Genomic DNA, 16,538 nt, shown 5'->3' with positions numbered 1-16,538 from the left:
ATCAGCCTCCATGCCCGGAGGTAGCCGGGACGGCCACTGACATCACGCCGTCGCGGACCAATAGCGGGAGGGGATCCAGGTGGAGGGACTTGTCTTCAAGGCAGGCGCCGGCCCGACGCACGTCGAAGTGGCCTCGGCACGTGGGACAACGCAGCAGGCCGCCGCCGGCTGGTGCCGCGAGCGCGCGCTGGAGCGCGGCACCTGTCATGGGGCCCATGCAGCGTGGGCAATAGTCCCGGTAAGCGTAGACATCTTGGCCGGTCCGGCAGGCCAGGACCGCATAATCGCCCACCAGGAAGCCGGCAACCTCGCCGGGCTCAAGGCCCGCGATTTCGGGCACGGGCTCCCACGAGCCGGCAAGCCCGTGTTGGGAACCGTGCCCGACGGCGGCAGGCCCGTGATCGGCGACCCGCACCATCAGTGCCTCCACAGGGATGAGCGCCGGGGTGGCGGCGTGCTTTTCCTCCTCGACCACTTCGATCGAGGTCACTTCCGGGGCTGCGGTTTCGATCGCCTCCTCGACGGCGTACTTGAGCGTGACCGACGACGACGGGCAGCCCTGGCAGGTCCCGAGCAGCTTCAGCCGCACCACGCCCTCGGCACTGATGTCCAACAACTCCACGTCGCCGCCATGCGAGCCGAGGTACGGCCTGACGCTGTCGAGCGCGGCCGCCACCCGCAGTTCCAGGTTCTGCGGGTGCAGCCCATGGATGATCAGGAGCCCGGCGACGAGTTCGTCCGCGGCCAGCGCGCCGAGAGTGTCGTCGTCGAGCTTTCCCTGGTCATGGAGGATTTCCAGGATCCGCTCGAGTCCCGCGCCATAGAGATCCGTCACCTCCCGCACGAGGTCCTCGGCGCGTCCGCGGGCAATCGCTCCGCCAGCGCCGAGTGCATCGAGCAAGGTACTGATTCGGTCGCCCGCCTGCTGCGCCCGGTCCCCGCCGTGCATGGCGTTCTTACTCTCCAGTCAGGGTCTGGGTGGGTGAGTGCAGCTTGTCCAAGGTCTGGCCGTTGCCCAAGTACATATGGACGCCGCAAGGAAGGCACGGGTCGAAGCTGCGGACTGTGCGCATGATGTCGATGCCCTTGAAGTGCTCCCGGTCGTTCTCCTCGAAGATCGGCTGCCCTTGGACGGCGTCCTCGTACGGGCCTGCGGTTCCGGAGGAGTCCGTGGGGCTCGCGTTCCAGGGAGTCGGGGGATACGGGTGGTAATTGGCGATCTTGCCATCCCGGATGACCATGTGGTGGGACAGGACACCCCGCACAGCCTCCGTGAAGCCGCAGCTGATGGCTTCGTCCGGGACCGTGAAGGTTTCCCACGTCTTGGTCCGGCCTGCGCGGATCTCTTCCAAGGCCTTTTCTGCGAAGTGCAGGGCGGCCGCGGCGGCATAAGCTTGGAAATACGTGCGGGCGCGGTTGCGCTCGATGGTGTTGCTCCACTGCGGGATGTTCCACTCCAAGGACACGGGGCCCTTCAACGCGGTTTTCGGCAGGTTGATTTGAACGCTCGTTCCAGTGGATTTGATGTAGCCGATATCAACCAGTCCGGCCAGCGCTGTCGCCCAGAGGCGGGCCAGTGGTCCGCCGCCGGTGTCCAGTGCCAGGTTGTCCTGGCCGTCGAACCAGCGCGGAGACATGACCCAGCTGTATTTCTCCGAGAGGTCACGCTTTTGCGGCCTCGGGTTGGTGTGCTGGTTCCACGGGTGCCGGCGGTCCACCGGGTTGCCCAGGGGATCGTGCGTGACGAACATTTCCTGGTCTTCCCAATCCTCGTAATACGAGGAGCCGAGCATGATCCGGATGCCAAGGTTGATGCGTACCAAGTCAGTGGTGACCAGTTTTCCGTCCACGACCACGCCGGGGGTCACGAACATCTTCCGGCCCCATTGAGTCATGTCCTTGTACTCAAAGTTGCAGTAATCAGGATCCTGGAGGGAACCCCAGCAGCCAAGGAGGGTGCGGCGCAGGCCTACTTGTTCGTAACCGGGGAGCGCTTCGTAGAAGAAGTCGAACAGGTCGTCGTGCATGGGGACGACCTTCTTCATGAACTCGACGTAACGCATGAGCCGCGTGATGTAGTCCGTCATCAGCTGTATGGTGGCAACCGTTCCCACACCGCCCGGATAGAGCGTTGAGGGGTGGACGTGGCGGCCTTCCATGAGGCAGAACATCTCACGGGTCGCCCGGCTGACTTGGAGTGCCTCGCGGTAGAACTCCCCGGTGAACGGGTTCAGCGAGCGCATGATGTCCGCGATGGTGCGATAGCCGTGTTCGGCTTCATGCGGGGCACGGGTGTTCTCAGCCTTGGCCAGGACGCCGGGGTTGGTTTCGGACACCATCTTTTCGCAGTAGTCCACCCCCACCAGGTTCTCCTGGAAGATGTTGTGGTCGAACATGTACTCGGCGGCCTCGCCGAGGTTCACGATCCACTCACCCAGGTTCGGCGGCTTCACTCCGTAGGCCATGTTTTGCGCATAACAGGAACAGGTTGCGTGGTTGTCGCCGCAGATCCCGCAGATGCGGCTGGTGATGAAGTGGGCGTCCCGCGGATCCTTGCCCTTCATGAAGATGGAGTAACCCCGGAAGATTGAGGACGTGCTCTTGCATTCCACAACCTGGTTGTTCGCGAAATCGATTTTGGTGTAGATGCCGAGGCTGCCGACGATCCTGGTAATGGGGTCCCAGTTCATCTCCACCAGATTGTTATTGCCCGTTTCGCTCCCGGAATTCATGGGAATAGTGGAGGTCATTGTGCTTCGCCTATCTGGAAGAGGGGGTGGTTACCAAGTGCGCTTCGCGCCAGTAAGAAGTTCCGGTCCGGGCCGGCGCCACTTGGGCTCCTGGTCCAGGGTCTGGGTGGTGATGTGCCGCAAGGCCCGGATGGTGGAGCCGTACGGCCTGATCGAGCTGGTCGAGAGCTTGCCGCCGGGAGGCTCGTCCATGAACGGCATGAACTTATCCGGGAAGCCTGGCATGGTGCAGCCGATACAGATGCCGCCGACGTTCGGGCAGCCGCCGATCCCGTTCATCCAGCCGCGCTTGGGCACGTTGCACTTGACCACGGGCCCCCAGCATCCGAGCTTGACGATGCACTTGGGGGAGCCGTATTCGGTGGCGAAGTCGCCCTGTTCGTAGTAGCCGGCCCGGTCGCAGCCTTCGTGGACGGTCTTGCCGAACAGCCAGGTTGGCCGCAGCGCGTCATCCAGGGGAATCATCGGAGCCTGTCCCGTGGCCTGGTACAGCAAGTAGGTCATGGTTTCGGAGAGGTTGTCGGGCTGGATGGGGCAGCCCGGGACGCAGACGATCGGGATGCCGGCCTTGGACTTCCAGTCGTAACCCAGGTAGTCAGGCACTCCCATGGCACCCGTCGGGTTTCCGGCCATTGCATGGATGCCGCCGTACGTCGCGCATGTTCCGGCGGCGATGATCGCGGTGGCTTTGGGTGCGAGGCGGTCCAACCACTCGCTTGTGGTAATCGGTTGGCCGGTGTTGACGTCGTTTCCGAACCCGCACCAGTAGCCGCCTTGGTCGTGCAGTTTTTCATTGGGGATGGACCCCTCGACCACCAGGACAAATGGTTCCAGTTCACCGCGGTCGGCTTTCCTAAACCATTCCAGGAAGTCGTCGGCTCCCTCCTGGGGGCCGCATTCGAAGTCGATCAGGGGCCAATGCATGGCAATGCGTGGCAGCCCGGGCAGGGCGCCGAGCGCGATCTCCTCGACGCTCGGTTGGGTGGCTGCCGTCAAGGCGACCGAATCGCCGTCGCAACTGAGCCCGGCGTTGATCCACAGCACGTGAATAAGGGCTTCTTCGGCCTTGAGGGAAGTTTCAGTAGGCATCGTTGCCTCTTTCAGCAGCCCGAATCGGGCTCAATGTGCGTCTGATAGAGATTCAGTCAAGGAATTTGACCGGAATGAGGAGCCGTCCAGCCAGGCATACCAAGCGGCGAGGCCGTCACCGGTGGTGGCGGAGAGGACCAGGAAATCGGCGTGCGGGTTGATCTGCCGGATCTGCCGCAGGCAATCGTCGACGTCGAAATCAACGTAGGGGAGCAGGTCCGATTTGTTGACGATCACCAGATCAGCTGCCATGAACATATGTGGGTATTTCCGGGGTTTATCATCACCTTCCGTGACTGAAATGACGACGACCTTGGCGGTTTCGCCGAGGTCAAAGAGTGCCGGGCAGACCAGGTTACCGACGTTCTCAATGAAAACCGTGGAGCCCGGCTGCGGATCCAAGGCGTCGAGGCCGCGCTGGAGCATATCGGCGTCGAGATGGCAGCCGGCTCCGGTGTTGATCTGGATGACCGGACGGCCGACGGCCCGGATCCGGTCCGCGTCCAGGGACGTCTCCTGGTCCCCTTCGATGACGCCGGCCTGCAGCTGCCCGCCGAGGTCTGTAAGCGTCCGGACCAGAAGGGTGGTTTTTCCCGCCCCAGGTGAACTCATGACGTTCAGCGCCCTGATTCCCCGGCCCGCCAGCCAGCCGCGGTTCCTCGCCGCAAGCAGGTCGTTCTTGGCGAGCAGGTTTTGCTCGAGGGTGATGGTTGCGGGGTGGTGCGTGTGCGGGTGGTCGTGGTCATGGGGATGGCTGTGGTCATGCGGGTGCTGGTGCTCCACGATGGGTTGAATCCCATCAAGGGTGGAGACCCTTGTGTTCGTCTCGTCGCCGCATCCGCATGTAGTACACATTCCTCAAGCCACCTCCACTGACATCAGCACGAGTTCGCGTCCGCTGAGGATTTCGACCTCGGCGCTTCCGCATGGACAGAGCAGGATCAAGTCCTTTAGTTCAAATTCCGTGCCACAGCTGCGGCATCGAGCCAGGCCTTGCGGTTCATCGATCTTCAGTTGTGCTCCGGCGAGCGAGGTGCCAGCGGAAACTATGTCGAAGCAAAAGCGGATGGCATCCGGCAGCACACCGGAAAGCGGTCCGATTATAAGATTCACGCCGGTGACCGGCCGTTCTCCTGTGCGTTCCAGAACGGCATCAACAAGGCTCTGCGTGATTGAGAGTTCGTGCATGGTGGCACTCCTTCTTGCCAAGATAGGCTTGCTTCGAAGAAAGCGCAACCACCCAACTTGACTCCGGCGTATACTTCCGCTACATGGGCAGGCTATTCACTCGCCCTGCATCGCACGTGGGACCCGAGGCTCGAATTATGAAGCAAACGGTGGCTACGGTACCGGCCGGAATGAGCGGCTTCCGCCGCGGCCTCACGCGACCGGAGCGGGTGTCGATCGGTGGCATGACAGCGTTTATCGCATTCCTGCATGCTGCCGGCTGGGGCACGCTCGCGGCGGTGACGGCATCGGGACGCCTCGACGGTGTTCCGGCAGGAGCTTTCGGCGTCGGCCTCGGCGTGGCCGCATACACACTCGGCCTGCGGCACGCATTCGACGCGGACCACATTGCCGCGATCGACAACATCACCCGGAAACTCTGCAACGATGGCCGTCGGCGGATGTCGGTAGGGTTCTGGTTTTCCCTGGGGCACTCCAGCATTGTCTTCGGCATGTGCGCCTTGCTTGCCGCGGGCATCCGAAGCCTTGCGGACAACACGGGCACGGCCGGAACGGAAGTCCACTCATTCTTCGGGTTGTTCGGCACGGCCGTCTCGGGGTTCTTCCTCTATACCATAGGCCTCCTGAACCTCGGAGTGCTCCTAGGTATCATCAAAACTGTTCGGCGCATGCGGCAAGGTGAGTGCACCGCCGTCGAGCTTGATCAGGCGCTGTCGGTCAACATCGGACTATTGAACAGGGCGTACCGCCGTGTCACGCGCCTGGTCAGCCGGTCGTGGCATGTCTACGGCGTGGGATTGCTGTTCGGCCTGGGGTTCGATACCGCCACCGAAGTGAGCCTACTGATCCTTGCGGGCGGGGCCGCGGCTTCCGCCCTTCCCTGGTACGCGATCCTGACGTTGCCCGTGCTGTTTGCCGCCGGGATGAGCTTGTTGGACTCCATTGACGGCGTCTTCATGAACTTCGCTTACGGGTGGGCGTTGTCCCGGCCCGTCCGTCGGGCCTACTACAACGTCGTGATCACGGGGTTGTCTGTCGCGGTGGCCCTCGGCATCGGTTCGGTCGAGTTGTTTTCGATCCTCGTCCAGAGAACCGGGATCAGCGCCGGCCCGCTGGCCGCGATAGGCAGACTGGACCTCGACGCCGTCGGGTACCTGATCGTGGGGCTGTTCATTGTGACGTGGGTTCTCGCGCTGTGCATCTGGAAATGGGCTCACATTGAAGAGCGTTGGTCCGGGAAGCCTCATAGCTGAGCGGGCGATTAGGGTTGATGGATGCCGTCGTTCCAGACCAAGTTGAAGATCACCGGGCTCAAGCCAGGCAATCCGCCGGAGTCCGTAATGGCCGCTGCGCTTGAGGCCCTGGAAACTCGTCATCATGTCGAATCCAGTCAGCTGGACATTGTTGGTGGCGTCGCCCAAATCAGCCTCCGCTTCCTGGTGGAGCCCCGCGACTACCCGGGTGAGAACAGCGAAGCGCGCGCTTCGGCAGCCATGATGCGCGACGCCGTCGAACGCGTAGCGCTCACTGGGAACCTTTACGTACTTCGCCGCAAGCGGGGGAAATGGTCGCCGGTCTGAGCCCGGCGTCGGGGAAGCGCGTCACGCCCTGCAGTTTTTCGCGGACGTCGACGGCGTACACCCCCTGAAACTCGCGGCACAGCGACGGACGGTACCGCAAAAAACCGCTCAGCGTGACGGCCCTGCCTGCCGAAAGGGCGCCTAAAGGTGCGGTTGGTCGCCCGGCTCGTCCACCGGCGAGCGGTCGCCCCGGCGACGAGTGACGATCACACCTACCACGACGCCGATCAGCAGCCCCAAGCCGACGCCGATCAGTGAGCTCGCCCAGAACGGAAGCTTCGTCGTCGAGCCCGCAAAGTAACCCAGCCCGGCTTGCCACGTGGCCCACAACAGGCCGCCCAATCCGGCGCAGAGGCTGAAACCGCGGGAGGAAACCTCGGCGATCCCGGAAGCGGCCGACGCAGCAAGCCGCCCACCAGGGACGAACCGGGCGCCGATGATCGCGCCGTAGGTGGAGGAGCGCCCGGCCCTGGCGATGGCCCGGTGGATGCCCTGATGGACTTTGCGGCCCCAGGCCCAGCGGTCCAGGACATGTCCCAAGCGGCGCTTGAAGAGCTGGAAAACGATGATATCGCCCAGCCAAGAGGCGACGGCGGCCATCAAACCCACCAGCCACAGGTTGACCCGGCCCTCCGCGGCCAGTGCGCCACCTGTGATCACCAGCATCTCGGACGGGATGGGCGGGAAAATCGCGTCGCCCACCACCATGGGGATGATCCAGACATAGATCGCGGCTCCCCAGCCTTCAGCCGTGGTGATGTCCATGGGCACAAATTACCCCACTTTGGTGCATCCGCAGGAGTGTCGTGCAAGACTGGCGCCATGCGGCTCGAAATCCTGCAAGGTGACATCACCACGCGCGACGTCGATGCGATCGTCAACGCTGCCAACTCGTCGTTGATGGGCGGCGGCGGAGTGGACGGCGCGATTCACCGCGCCGCGGGCAGGGAACTCCTGGCCGCGTGCATGGAGGTGCGCGAGCGGTACCCGCACGGACTGCCGGTGGGCCAAGCCGTGGCCACTCCCGGGTTCAAATTGCCTGCCCGATGGGTGATCCACACCGTGGGTCCCAATCGGCACGCGGGCCAGAACGATCCGGAACTGTTGGCGTCCTGTTTCCGCGAAAGCCTGAAAGTCGCAGCGTCCCTGGCGGCGCGTTCCGTCGCGTTCCCCGCAATCAGCGCGGGTATCTACGGCTGGGACGCGCTTGAGGTCGCCACAGTGGCGCTCGACGCCGTCCGCCGGTTCGACGCCGAAAGCTCCGGTGGGCTGGAACTCGTCGAATTCGTGCTCTTCAGCTCCGAGACGACGAACGTGTTCCGGAACGTGTTTGCGGCTTCGGAAGGGTAAGGAAGCCCGCGGGTTTTCGCGGGTGCCTTTTCAGTGCGCGGGTTTTCGCGGGTGGCGTCAGGCGGACTGCCCCTCGAGCACGGACTTCAACTGCCCGAGTTGTCCGACTTCCGACTCCATGGTCTTGGTGATCATCGACCCCATGAGCTTCATGAAGCCCTTGGGCTGGAGATCCAAGGCAAAGCGTACGGTCGTGCTCCCGTTGTTCTCGTCCAGGGTGAAGGATCCGGTCGGGCGGGCGGGCCCGGCAATGACCTGGAAATCGAGTCGCTTGCCCGGCTGGGCCGCGATGATTTTGTAGTCGCCGGCGATCGTGCGGCCGCCGGGGCCAGCCATCGTCTGGGAGTAGACGGCACCCTGGTTGCCCGCTTCGCCGCTTGCGAGGGCGACAGTCTTGACGGCCGGACGCCACAGCTTATTGTTCAGTCCGTCCGCCAGGAAGGCGTAGACGTCGTTTGCGGTGCGGTTGATCGAGACTTCGTTTTCAGCGTGGGCCATGTGGTTCCTTTGCGCGAGATCGAACTCCGCCCGCGGTCAGCGAGCCGGCAAAACTGAGCATATACGCCCGGTCCGGTTCGCAACGGGGAACCGGACCGTTTTCTCTGCCCCGCCGCTGGAAACTCGCCCTTGACTCTCGTCTCCCGACGCTCGCTCACTTGTGACGGTGTTTGGCCGGACGCTCGCTCACTTGTGTGGGTGTTTGGCCGGACGCCCGCTCACTCACTTGTGACGCCCTATTGCCCGGCCTCAAGGTAGACATGCCCCTCACGACATTGGTGAGCGGGCGTTCCGGGGAAAGCCGCCATTGGTGAGCGAGCGTCCTGGGGAAACCGTGTATTGGTGAGCGAGCGTCCCGGGGAAAGCCGCCATTGGTGAGCGAGCGTCAGTCGGGGCGGGCTTCGCTCAACTCGAGGCGGCTCCGGTATTCCACGGCTTGCTTGCTGATGGGGTCAACGAATCGGATGCCACGGGCGAGCAGCTGCAGCGGCTTGGAATAGTCGTCCGGGGCCTTGTCCAGGAGTTCGGGGTAGAACGCGTCGTTCACGATTCCCAGCCCGAGCGAAGCCATGTGCACGCGAAGCTGGTGGGTCTTGCCGGTGTGGGGCTCAAGCCGGTACAGCGCTCGGCGAGCCACACCGCCGTCGTGAGTGCCGCCGTCGAACGTTCTCAACAGCTCAATACGCGTTTCCGCGTTGGGCTCGCCGTCGATGACTTCCGCGAGGAGGTAGCTGCGGGATTTGGTCATGCGGTTGCGTACGACGGCGGGGAACCCGACGGCGGGAAAGCCTGCGGCGGGTGCCGCGGCGGAGACGCACTCGTACTCCTTTTGTACCTGCCGTTTTTCGAAGAGCACCTGGTACTTGCCGCGGGTCTCCGGGTTGGTTGAGAGCAGCAACACCCCGGCCGTCATGCGATCGAGGCGGTGCATAGGGATGAGGTCCGGCAGGTCGAGCTGGTTCCGGAGCCGGACGAGCGCGGATTCCTGAATGTAGGTGCCGCCCGGGGTGGTCGGCAGGAAGTGGGGCTTGTCGACGACCAGGAGGTGCTCGTCCTGGTGGAGGATGTTGATCTCCACCGGCATCCGGGTTTCCGGCGGGAGGGTGCGGTAATACCAAATGAAGGTGTGTTCTTCGAGGGGGGTGCCGCGGTCAAGGGGCGCGCCGCCTTCGCCGACGATTTCGCCGGCGTCGAACCTGTCCTCGATGCCTTGGGGGTCGATATGGCCCCAGCGGTGCATCATGTAGTCCATTGCGGTGTCCCAAGGCCCCTCGTCCGGGAGGCGCAGACGGGTGGCGTTGACGCCGTCGCGCACTGGAAGGGGGGATTGCATCACCGGTCCATTCTACCGGGGGTGCAACAAGGGCCGCCTCGGGGGCCGCTAACACCTAGTACGTCGTGCCGCCCGGCAAGATGACAGGTTTGATGGGCTGCTGGTTGAAGTTGAAGTCGTTCACCAAGTTGCCGAGCTGCGGGTTGGCCTCACGGACGCCGGGCCGGGGATCTGGCCGTCCGTCCGTGGCCGGGTCGAGGCGCTGGCCGTGGAGGAAGTCGTCTTCGATGAACTTGGCGTAGGCGTCGTGGCTGAGGGTCTGGTGGTCGATGTTGCCCTGTTTGGCGTAGGGACTGATGACGATTCCGGGGACTCGCAGGCCGTAGCCGTTTTGGTCCACGGTGGGCGGGGCGACGTGGTCGTAAAAGCCGCCCCAGTCATCCCACGAAAGGAAAATGGCGGTGCTGTTCCAGTCAGGGCCGGACATGACGGCGTTGATCAGGCCCGTGACGTACGCCTGCCCGGTGCTGATCAGCGCCGGAGGGTGTTCGCTGACCGCTCCGGTGGGGTCGATCCAGCTCACGGCGGGCAAGGTGCCATTTTTGGCTGCGGCGTAGAAGCTGGTGAGGGACTGGATGTTGCCGAGCTGGCCGTCCTGCTTCACGGTGTCGAAGTAGGGTAGCGGATTCCAAATGCCCGGTGTCTTCGCGTTCTGGGCCACGGGAGCGCAGCTCATGGCTGCGTCGTCCCGGCAGTCGGGCTCGGTGCCATTGAAGACGTAGTAGGCCCAGGGCACGTTTTGTTTGTGCAGCAAGTAGGTGAGATCGGTCCAGGCGTAGTCAGGGGGAGCAAGCAGTTTCGCGGCGGCGAGCAGCTTTTGCTTGAGCGCTTCGGGGAGGGTTGCTTTGTCGATCGCGGCCTGGCAACTCGCATAGGAATCCGAGCCGGCGCAGTTTTGCGCGATGAGGGTGTGCAGTTGGGCGGCCATGTCCGCGGTGATCCCCGCCGCAGCGAGTGCGTCCTGGCAGGCCTTGTTTTGCAGGCCGGCCCGGCATTTGCCGATGAGGGTGGACTGGATCGAGGAGCTGAAGTCCGGCGGACTGCCCGGATTCTGGAGGGCGTTCACGCAGGATTGCGGGTCGCCCGCGCGGCTGCATTTGGCCGACCATTCCGAGACCATGTACAGGTGCTCGGGCAGGCTCCAGGAGGCGTTGGGTTCGAACATGCGGTCCTGCAACGTGAAGTCCTTGGCATACGCCCAGTAGTTGGGGAGGTCGCGAGCGTCGTGGTAGCCCATCACGTCGCTTCGCTTGCCGCCCGCGCAGGCTGGGGCGTTCGGTGCGCAGTTGGTTGAGGCCTTCTCGGCTTGCGCGATGAAGCCGTCCATTTTCCCGCCGTTGATGTCCGCCGCGGCATTGCTCTGGCTGTGCGGTCCACCGGAGTTCCGGTCAGCGGGGTCGTAGTACGGTTTCACGCACGAGGCGTGGGCCGGATCGGGAACGCACACCGCGGGGGAGCCGTCCTGCATCGGTATCCCGTCTGCTCCGGGGAAGGTCCCGAAGTAGCTGTCGAACGAACGGTTCTCCTGCATGATGACGATGACATGCTGGATCTTCGAAATCCCCGTATCTACCGCAGGGGCGCCGGTACCCGGGGTCCCGGCCGCCACTGGCGTTCGGGACCAGGAGGCGCCGAAAAAGACGGCAGCGCCCACAAGCGCGATAACCGCGACAATGGACAACGCGGCGAGGCCAGGACGCCGTAACGCCCAAGCTCGAATCCGCCCCCTGCGAGGCCCGATTGACCGATCGGCTCCGGACCCAGCGGGCGGACTCTTGAACCTCATCTTGCACCTCATGGACAGCGATACCCGCAGGCTACTCCTTCACCGATCGCAGCGGTACAGGCCGGCAGGGCTCCCCCCCCGACGGTGTCCAGCAGCCATCCGACGATAAAAAAGTTATTGACAATAAAAGTTGTCGGTAGGCACAATTGAAGCATGTTGGACATCGAAGTGATCGAGGACCCCGCCGCGGCGGAAGCCTCGCTGGACCCGATCCGCACCCGCATTCTGCAGGAGCTTGTCGAGCCCGGATCCGCCACCCAGCTGGCGGTCAAGGTGGGCCTGCCCCGGCAGAAGGTCAACTACCATCTCAAGGCCCTTGAGCGGCATGGGCTCGTCGAGCTTGTGGAGGAACGGAAGAAAGGCAACGTCACCGAACGCGTTTTGCGCGCGACGGCGGCGTCGTACCTGATCTCGCCGGTGGCGCTTGCGTCCGTGGCGCCGGATCCGCGACGCTTCTCGGACCGCTTTTCCGCCTTCTGGCTCCTGGCCCTCGCGGCCCGGACGGTCCAGGAGATGGGCAAGTTGATAGCGGGCGCGGCCGCGGCCAAGAAGACGCTTGCGAGCTTCGCGATCGACGGCGAGATCACCTTCCGCTCGGCGTCGGACCGCGCTGCTTTTGCCGAGGAACTTGGCGTCGCGGTGACCCGGCTCGTGGACAAGTACCACGACGGCGGTGCTTCCGCGCTGGCGAGCGGCGCACGCAAGCACCGGCTCGTCGTCGTACTTCATCCCGCACTCAAGACAACCACGCAGCACTCTCCAGAAAAGGAACAGGACAATGACTGACAACCGTGAATTCGAAATCGTGGCCGACACTGAACTGCCCGGCACTCCTGAACGGGTCTGGCAGGCTGTCACCAAGGACACCTCGGCCTGGATGTTCCCCACCGATCAGTGGCCGGCCGTGAAGACCGTGGACGAATACCCCAGCCATCTCGTGACCCGCATGGACGGGCCGGACGGCTGGTTCAACCAGCTCGAGCACGTACTCGAACCGCTCGAGGGCGGCCGTGCCAAGCTGCACTATGTCCACAGCGGCATCTTCGCGGACAACTGGGAGGAGCAGTACGACGGCGCCAGCAAGCACACCGAGTTCTACCTGCACACCCTGGGCCAGTACCTCCAGTACTTTGACGGCAAGCCCGTGGTATTCACCGATATCCAGGGTCCGGCGGCCTCGCAGACGCCCGACGGTTTCGTGCAACTGAAAAAGGCCCTCGGCGTGGACGGCGTGGCGCAAGGTTCAACGGTTCAGGTGGACGTCGACGGCGTGGGGCGGCTGAGCGGGGAGCTCGACTTCTCCAACCAGCACTTCCTGGGCCTGCGGACCGCCGACACGCTCTACCGCTTCTTCGGCCGCAACTCCTTCGGAGCCCCCGTGGGAATGACGGTTCATGATTTCAGTGGCAGCGGCGACTCCGAACTGACCGCGAAGGCCTGGGGCGCGTTCCTGGAGAAGGTGTACGCCTAGAGCCTGATTCCGCACCGCCCAACTGACTCGCAGTTAATGTCGTTTTGGGCCCTCTAAGCGACAACCACTGCGAGTTAGTTGGGTTGGGGGAGGTGAAACCGGCTCAGGCTGCCCAGCCGCGTGCCACGGCATCCAACGATGCGGCGTAGATCCCTTCCCAGTCGGTCCCGGGGTCGTCCATGTTCGCCAATTCCAGGCTCACCAGCCCGTGGACCTGTCCCCAGATGGACATCGCGATCGTCGTGGCCTCGGCGTCGCGAAAGGTCCCCGCTTTCTGCGCGGACGTCACTCCTTCCATGAGGGGACGCATGGCTTCCGAGGCGACTGCCGGCGTCGGGCTGCAGTCCACGTAGGTGGAAAGCGCGCCGCCAAACATGAGCCTGTACAAGGCCGGATGTTCCATTGCCCAGGAGCGGTAGGCGAGGCCCAGGCCTCGGAGCCCATCGCTTTCGGCGAGGCGTTGCGACTCGCCGAACGAGCGGAATCCGTCGTCGACGGCGGCCGTCAGCAACTGGGCCTTGCCGCCGAAAAGTGAGTAGATCGCAGTGGTCGAGGTCTGGGCGGCGGCGGCAACGTCCCGGAGCGTGACTCGCGCGGGGCCATCCCGGTCCACGAGTTCGGCCGTTGCCCGAAGAAGCCGCTCCCGGACGAGCTGGTCATGAACGATGGGTCTTGCCATGCCTTCAAGTGTTTCATAACATTGTTTCATAACAGCGTTATGAAACACGAAGAGCGGAACTCGAGCTATCGTGACCAGACCGAAGGATTCACATGGCACAGGAAATCTTCCCCGGGCGCTTCACGGCGGATACCGGGCGCGAGTCGGTGACCGTATTCCTTATCGGAATGCGGGCCAACCGTTGGTGGAAGATCGGCAAAGTGGCGCGCGTGGCCTCGGCGATGCCCACCATGCTCCGTCATCTTGCTGCACATCCGGAGTCCGGGATGCTCGGCTGCGAACAGTGGTTCGGGCGCACCACCATGTTGCTCAGCTATTGGGAGAGCCCCGAGCATCTAAGGCGTTTCGCGGCCGACAGGGATTCGCCTCACGTGGGGCCGTGGCGACGTTTCATGAAGGAAGTCTCGGGAAGTGGAGACATTGGCGTGTGGCACGAAACCTATCAGGTGCCGGCGTCGGGAATTGAGGTGGTCTACAACGGCATGCCGCAGTTTGGCCTTGCCAGAGCCACCTCGCATGTCCCGGTCGGGCCGGGCACCAACACCGCCAAGCAGCGCATGGGCTCCTCTTCCGCACCGCGCCAGTAGCCCCCTACGCGACCGCGGCGGCTTCCTTGGGTGCCTTCAAGGTCCTTCGCAGCTGCGGTGACGCGTCGATCCTGGCTTGTGCATCGCGCAGCGCCAGCACCGCCGTCTCAAGCTGGGCCGGCGAGAGGGTGTACGGGACGCGCATGAAGTGCTCGAAAGCGCCCCCGACGCCGAAGCGCGGCCCGGCCGCCAGCCGCACGCCGAAGTCCGGGGCGACGACGGTGAGCGCCGTACTCGACGGCGTGGGCAACCTGCACCATGCCGTGAGTCCGCCGCGCGGACGTTCCACGTGCCAACCGGGCAGGTGCTCGGCCAGTAGGCCAAGGAGCGCTTCCCGGTTCCGCCGCAGGTCCGCGAGCCTGGCGTCCAGAGGTTCGGTGAAGGCCCGGAGCAGTCGAGTCGCAGCCAATTGCTCGACGACGGGTCCGCCAAGATCCATCGTTGTCCGGGTCTGCACGAAGCGGCTGATCAGCTCCTCGTCAGCGCGGATCCATCCGGTCCGGAGTCCGGCCCAATGCGACTTGCTGAGCGAACCGATGGTCACCACCGCCGGGCTGAACGCCGCGAGCGGCGAGGTGCTGACGTCGTCGAGGTTCAGCTCCCGCAGCGTTTCATCCACCACCAGGACAGTGCCCGTCCCTGCGGCCTCGCGGACCAGGCGGCGCCGCTGAAGGTTGGACATGATCCGCCCGGTGGGGTTGTGGAAGTCGGGCACGAGGTAGGCCATTGCCGGACGTTGGTGCCGCATCGTGGCCACCATGGCGTCGATATCCCAGCCGCCCGACGTAGGCTCCGCGGCAGGCACCGCGCTACCGCCCGACGCCGGCTCCGCGGCAGGCGGCATCGGCACCGGAACCGTGCGGGATCCGGAAGCGCGGATTGCGTCGAGCGCGTTGGGGTAGCTGGGATGCTCCACGAGGACTTTCTGTTGCCGCCCGGCGAGGGTCTTCAAGATTATGTTCAGCGCGTGCTGGGCTCCCGAAGTCACCAGTATCTGCGCGGCCGTCGTGGGAATGCCGGCCGCCGTATAGCGGTCCGCGATGGCTTCCCGGAGGGGCGGGAGGCCGACCGCGTCGTAGCCAAAACCGGGCAGCAGTGCCGGAAGGTCAATCAACGCCTCAGCGAATGCGCGGTGCACCACCTCGCCCGTGGCTGGCAGTGAAGCGTAGGCGAGGTCAAGAATCCCCTCCGGGATGGCCAGTCCCGGTCCGCTGACGGGAACCGTCCGGTGCGGAATGCCCGTCCTGCCCCTGCTGCCCTGGCCGCCGCTGAGGAACCCTTGCTCGCGCAGGCTGGCGTACGCGGCGGTGACGGTGGTCCGGCTGACGCCCAGGGAGGCAGCAAGCGCCCGCTCGCTGGGCAGTGCGACGTCGAGCGGGATACGCCCGTCCATCACCAAAAGGCGAACGACGTCGGCAAGCTCGCGATAGGCGGGAGCGTGGCCAGTGTTCCACGGGCCAAGGAGACGCACCATGGCTGTGGGGTTCAGGGAGCCGGACATAAGACCAGTATTGCAAACTGGCTATGGAAAGCAATGCCAGTTTTCGGGAGCATGGTTTCATGATGACCCGCAGAATCGCCCAGCTCCTGATCGGCCTCGCAATGTATGGGATCTCCCTGGCCATGTTCATCCGGGCTGGCCTTGGCCTGGATCCCTGGGATGTCTTCCATCAGGGCGTCGCGGGGAAGATCGGGTGGAGCATCGGCACGGTCGTGGTGGTTGTCAGCTTCCTGGTCCTTCTCCTCTGGATCCCGCTGCGGCAGATGCCCGGCTTCGGAACCCTCGCCAACGCCGTGCTGGTGGGTGTCTTCGCGGATATCGGCCTGGCGCTGATCCCCGCGTTCTCACACCTGGGTGGCCAGATCGCCATGCTCGCCGGCGCCGTAGTCCTCAACGGGATCGCCTCGGCGTGCTACATCGGCGCACGTCTTGGACCGGGTGCCCGCGACGGACTCATGACGGGACTTGCCCGCCGCACGGGCTGGTCCGTGCGCTTGTCCCGCACGTTGATCGAGGTTGTTGTGCTCGGTGTGGGTTGGGTGTTGGGTGGATCTGTCGGCGCGGGAACCGTGGTCTACGCCTTGGCCATTGGACCGGTCGTGCAACTGTTGCTGCCCCTGTTCACGGTTCCGGTAAAGGCTCCCAAGGCTGCCCCGGAAGCGGTGCCGGCCGCTCCGTGACGCCGATTCGTCCTGGCGACGCGCGAATTTCCCTACGCACTCGAAT

18 protein-coding genes are annotated in these 16,538 nt (G+C 64.2%); 7 read left to right on the top strand and 11 right to left on the bottom strand.

The genetic code is table 11. From position 1 onward, the window contains the following. Nucleotide 1: 1 nt before the first annotated feature. The 5 genes from AB0O52_RS11725 to AB0O52_RS11705 form a co-directional block, all read right to left on the bottom strand. Nucleotides 2-949 (bottom strand): NifU family protein, encoded by a 948-nt coding sequence (locus AB0O52_RS11725; RefSeq protein WP_364537711.1) that lies wholly within the window; start codon nucleotides 947-949, stop codon nucleotides 2-4. Between the two features lie 7 nt (nucleotides 950-956). Beyond that, nucleotides 957-2,750, bottom strand: a complete 1,794-nt coding sequence (locus AB0O52_RS11720) for a nickel-dependent hydrogenase large subunit (RefSeq protein WP_364537709.1) — start codon at nucleotides 2,748-2,750, stop codon at nucleotides 957-959. Between the two features lie 30 nt (nucleotides 2,751-2,780). Continuing rightward, nucleotides 2,781-3,839 carry a hydrogenase expression protein HypE gene (locus tag AB0O52_RS11715; protein ID WP_364537707.1) on the bottom strand — a complete coding sequence of 353 codons (1,059 nt, stop codon included), beginning with the start codon at nucleotides 3,837-3,839 and terminating at the stop codon, nucleotides 2,781-2,783. Nucleotides 3,840-3,869: 30 nt separating this feature from the next. Beyond that, nucleotides 3,870-4,622, bottom strand: a complete 753-nt coding sequence (hypB, locus tag AB0O52_RS11710; RefSeq protein ID WP_364537705.1) for a hydrogenase nickel incorporation protein HypB — start codon at nucleotides 4,620-4,622, stop codon at nucleotides 3,870-3,872. Between the two features lie 75 nt (nucleotides 4,623-4,697). Continuing rightward, nucleotides 4,698-5,027: a hydrogenase maturation nickel metallochaperone HypA gene (locus AB0O52_RS11705; protein ID WP_364537703.1), complete on the bottom strand. Its 330-nt coding sequence runs from the start codon at nucleotides 5,025-5,027 to the stop codon at nucleotides 4,698-4,700. Nucleotides 5,028-5,164: 137 nt separating this feature from the next. Between AB0O52_RS11705 and AB0O52_RS11700 the strand changes: the two genes are divergently transcribed. Beyond that, nucleotides 5,165-6,280 (top strand): HoxN/HupN/NixA family nickel/cobalt transporter, encoded by a 1,116-nt coding sequence (locus AB0O52_RS11700; protein WP_364537701.1) that lies wholly within the window; start codon nucleotides 5,165-5,167, stop codon nucleotides 6,278-6,280. A 21-nt stretch (nucleotides 6,281-6,301) separates the two neighbouring features. Beyond that, the gene (locus AB0O52_RS11695) at nucleotides 6,302-6,607 is read left to right on the top strand and encodes a hypothetical protein (protein WP_364537700.1); all 306 of its coding nucleotides are present in this window, start codon (nucleotides 6,302-6,304) and stop codon (nucleotides 6,605-6,607) included. Between the two features lie 141 nt (nucleotides 6,608-6,748). Here the strand turns inward: AB0O52_RS11695 and AB0O52_RS11690 are convergent, their stop codons facing one another. Next, complete coding sequence (locus tag AB0O52_RS11690; protein ID WP_364537698.1) at nucleotides 6,749-7,372, bottom strand: VTT domain-containing protein; 624 nt, start codon at nucleotides 7,370-7,372, stop codon at nucleotides 6,749-6,751. Between the two features lie 57 nt (nucleotides 7,373-7,429). Here AB0O52_RS11690 and AB0O52_RS11685 point away from each other — a divergent pair, with 57 nt between their 5' ends. Then, a complete protein-coding gene (locus AB0O52_RS11685; protein WP_364537696.1) occupies nucleotides 7,430-7,957 on the top strand; it encodes an O-acetyl-ADP-ribose deacetylase in 528 nt (175 codons plus the stop codon). 57 nt (nucleotides 7,958-8,014) lie between these two features. Here AB0O52_RS11685 and AB0O52_RS11680 read toward each other — a convergent pair whose 3' ends face one another. The 3 genes from AB0O52_RS11680 to AB0O52_RS11670 all read right to left on the bottom strand — a co-directional run bounded on the left by AB0O52_RS11680 (nucleotide 8,015) and on the right by AB0O52_RS11670 (nucleotide 11,469). After that, nucleotides 8,015-8,455 (bottom strand): SRPBCC family protein, encoded by a 441-nt coding sequence (locus AB0O52_RS11680; protein ID WP_364537694.1) that lies wholly within the window; start codon nucleotides 8,453-8,455, stop codon nucleotides 8,015-8,017. Nucleotides 8,456-8,840: 385 nt separating this feature from the next. Continuing rightward, nucleotides 8,841-9,788 carry an RluA family pseudouridine synthase gene (locus AB0O52_RS11675; RefSeq protein WP_364537786.1) on the bottom strand — a complete coding sequence of 316 codons (948 nt, stop codon included), beginning with the start codon at nucleotides 9,786-9,788 and terminating at the stop codon, nucleotides 8,841-8,843. Nucleotides 9,789-9,843: 55 nt separating this feature from the next. Continuing rightward, complete coding sequence (locus AB0O52_RS11670; protein ID WP_364537692.1) at nucleotides 9,844-11,469, bottom strand: alkaline phosphatase family protein; 1,626 nt, start codon at nucleotides 11,467-11,469, stop codon at nucleotides 9,844-9,846. Nucleotides 11,470-11,727: 258 nt separating this feature from the next. Between AB0O52_RS11670 and AB0O52_RS11665 the strand changes: the two genes are divergently transcribed. Continuing rightward, complete coding sequence (locus tag AB0O52_RS11665) at nucleotides 11,728-12,360, top strand: helix-turn-helix domain-containing protein (RefSeq protein WP_364537690.1); 633 nt, start codon at nucleotides 11,728-11,730, stop codon at nucleotides 12,358-12,360. Beyond that, nucleotides 12,353-13,045, top strand: a complete 693-nt coding sequence (locus AB0O52_RS11660) for an SRPBCC domain-containing protein (protein WP_364537688.1) — start codon at nucleotides 12,353-12,355, stop codon at nucleotides 13,043-13,045. The genes AB0O52_RS11665 and AB0O52_RS11660 overlap by 8 nt, the downstream gene beginning before the upstream one ends. A gap of 103 nt (nucleotides 13,046-13,148) precedes the next feature. On the opposite strand, the gene AB0O52_RS11655 is transcribed toward AB0O52_RS11660, so the two are convergent. Then, nucleotides 13,149-13,724, bottom strand: coding sequence for a TetR-like C-terminal domain-containing protein (locus AB0O52_RS11655; RefSeq protein WP_364537686.1), 576 nt, complete (start codon nucleotides 13,722-13,724; stop codon nucleotides 13,149-13,151). A 92-nt stretch (nucleotides 13,725-13,816) separates the two neighbouring features. Between AB0O52_RS11655 and AB0O52_RS11650 the strand changes: the two genes are divergently transcribed. Continuing rightward, the gene (locus AB0O52_RS11650; RefSeq protein WP_364537684.1) at nucleotides 13,817-14,311 is read left to right on the top strand and encodes a DUF4188 domain-containing protein; all 495 of its coding nucleotides are present in this window, start codon (nucleotides 13,817-13,819) and stop codon (nucleotides 14,309-14,311) included. Between the two features lie 4 nt (nucleotides 14,312-14,315). On the opposite strand, the gene AB0O52_RS11645 is transcribed toward AB0O52_RS11650, so the two are convergent. Then, entirely contained in the window at nucleotides 14,316-15,812 is a 1,497-nt protein-coding gene (locus AB0O52_RS11645; protein ID WP_364537682.1) for a PLP-dependent aminotransferase family protein, read from the bottom strand. A 59-nt stretch (nucleotides 15,813-15,871) separates the two neighbouring features. On the opposite strand from AB0O52_RS11645, the gene AB0O52_RS11640 reads away from it, so the two are divergent. Beyond that, nucleotides 15,872-16,492, top strand: coding sequence for a hypothetical protein (locus AB0O52_RS11640; protein ID WP_364537680.1), 621 nt, complete (start codon nucleotides 15,872-15,874; stop codon nucleotides 16,490-16,492). Nucleotides 16,493-16,538: the final 46 nt, after the last annotated feature.

This window comes from Arthrobacter sp. NPDC080073, assembly GCF_040686575.1.
In the GTDB taxonomy this organism is placed as follows: Bacteria; Actinomycetota; Actinomycetes; order Actinomycetales; family Micrococcaceae; genus Arthrobacter.
This window is presented reverse-complemented; position numbering and strand designations above follow the sequence as displayed.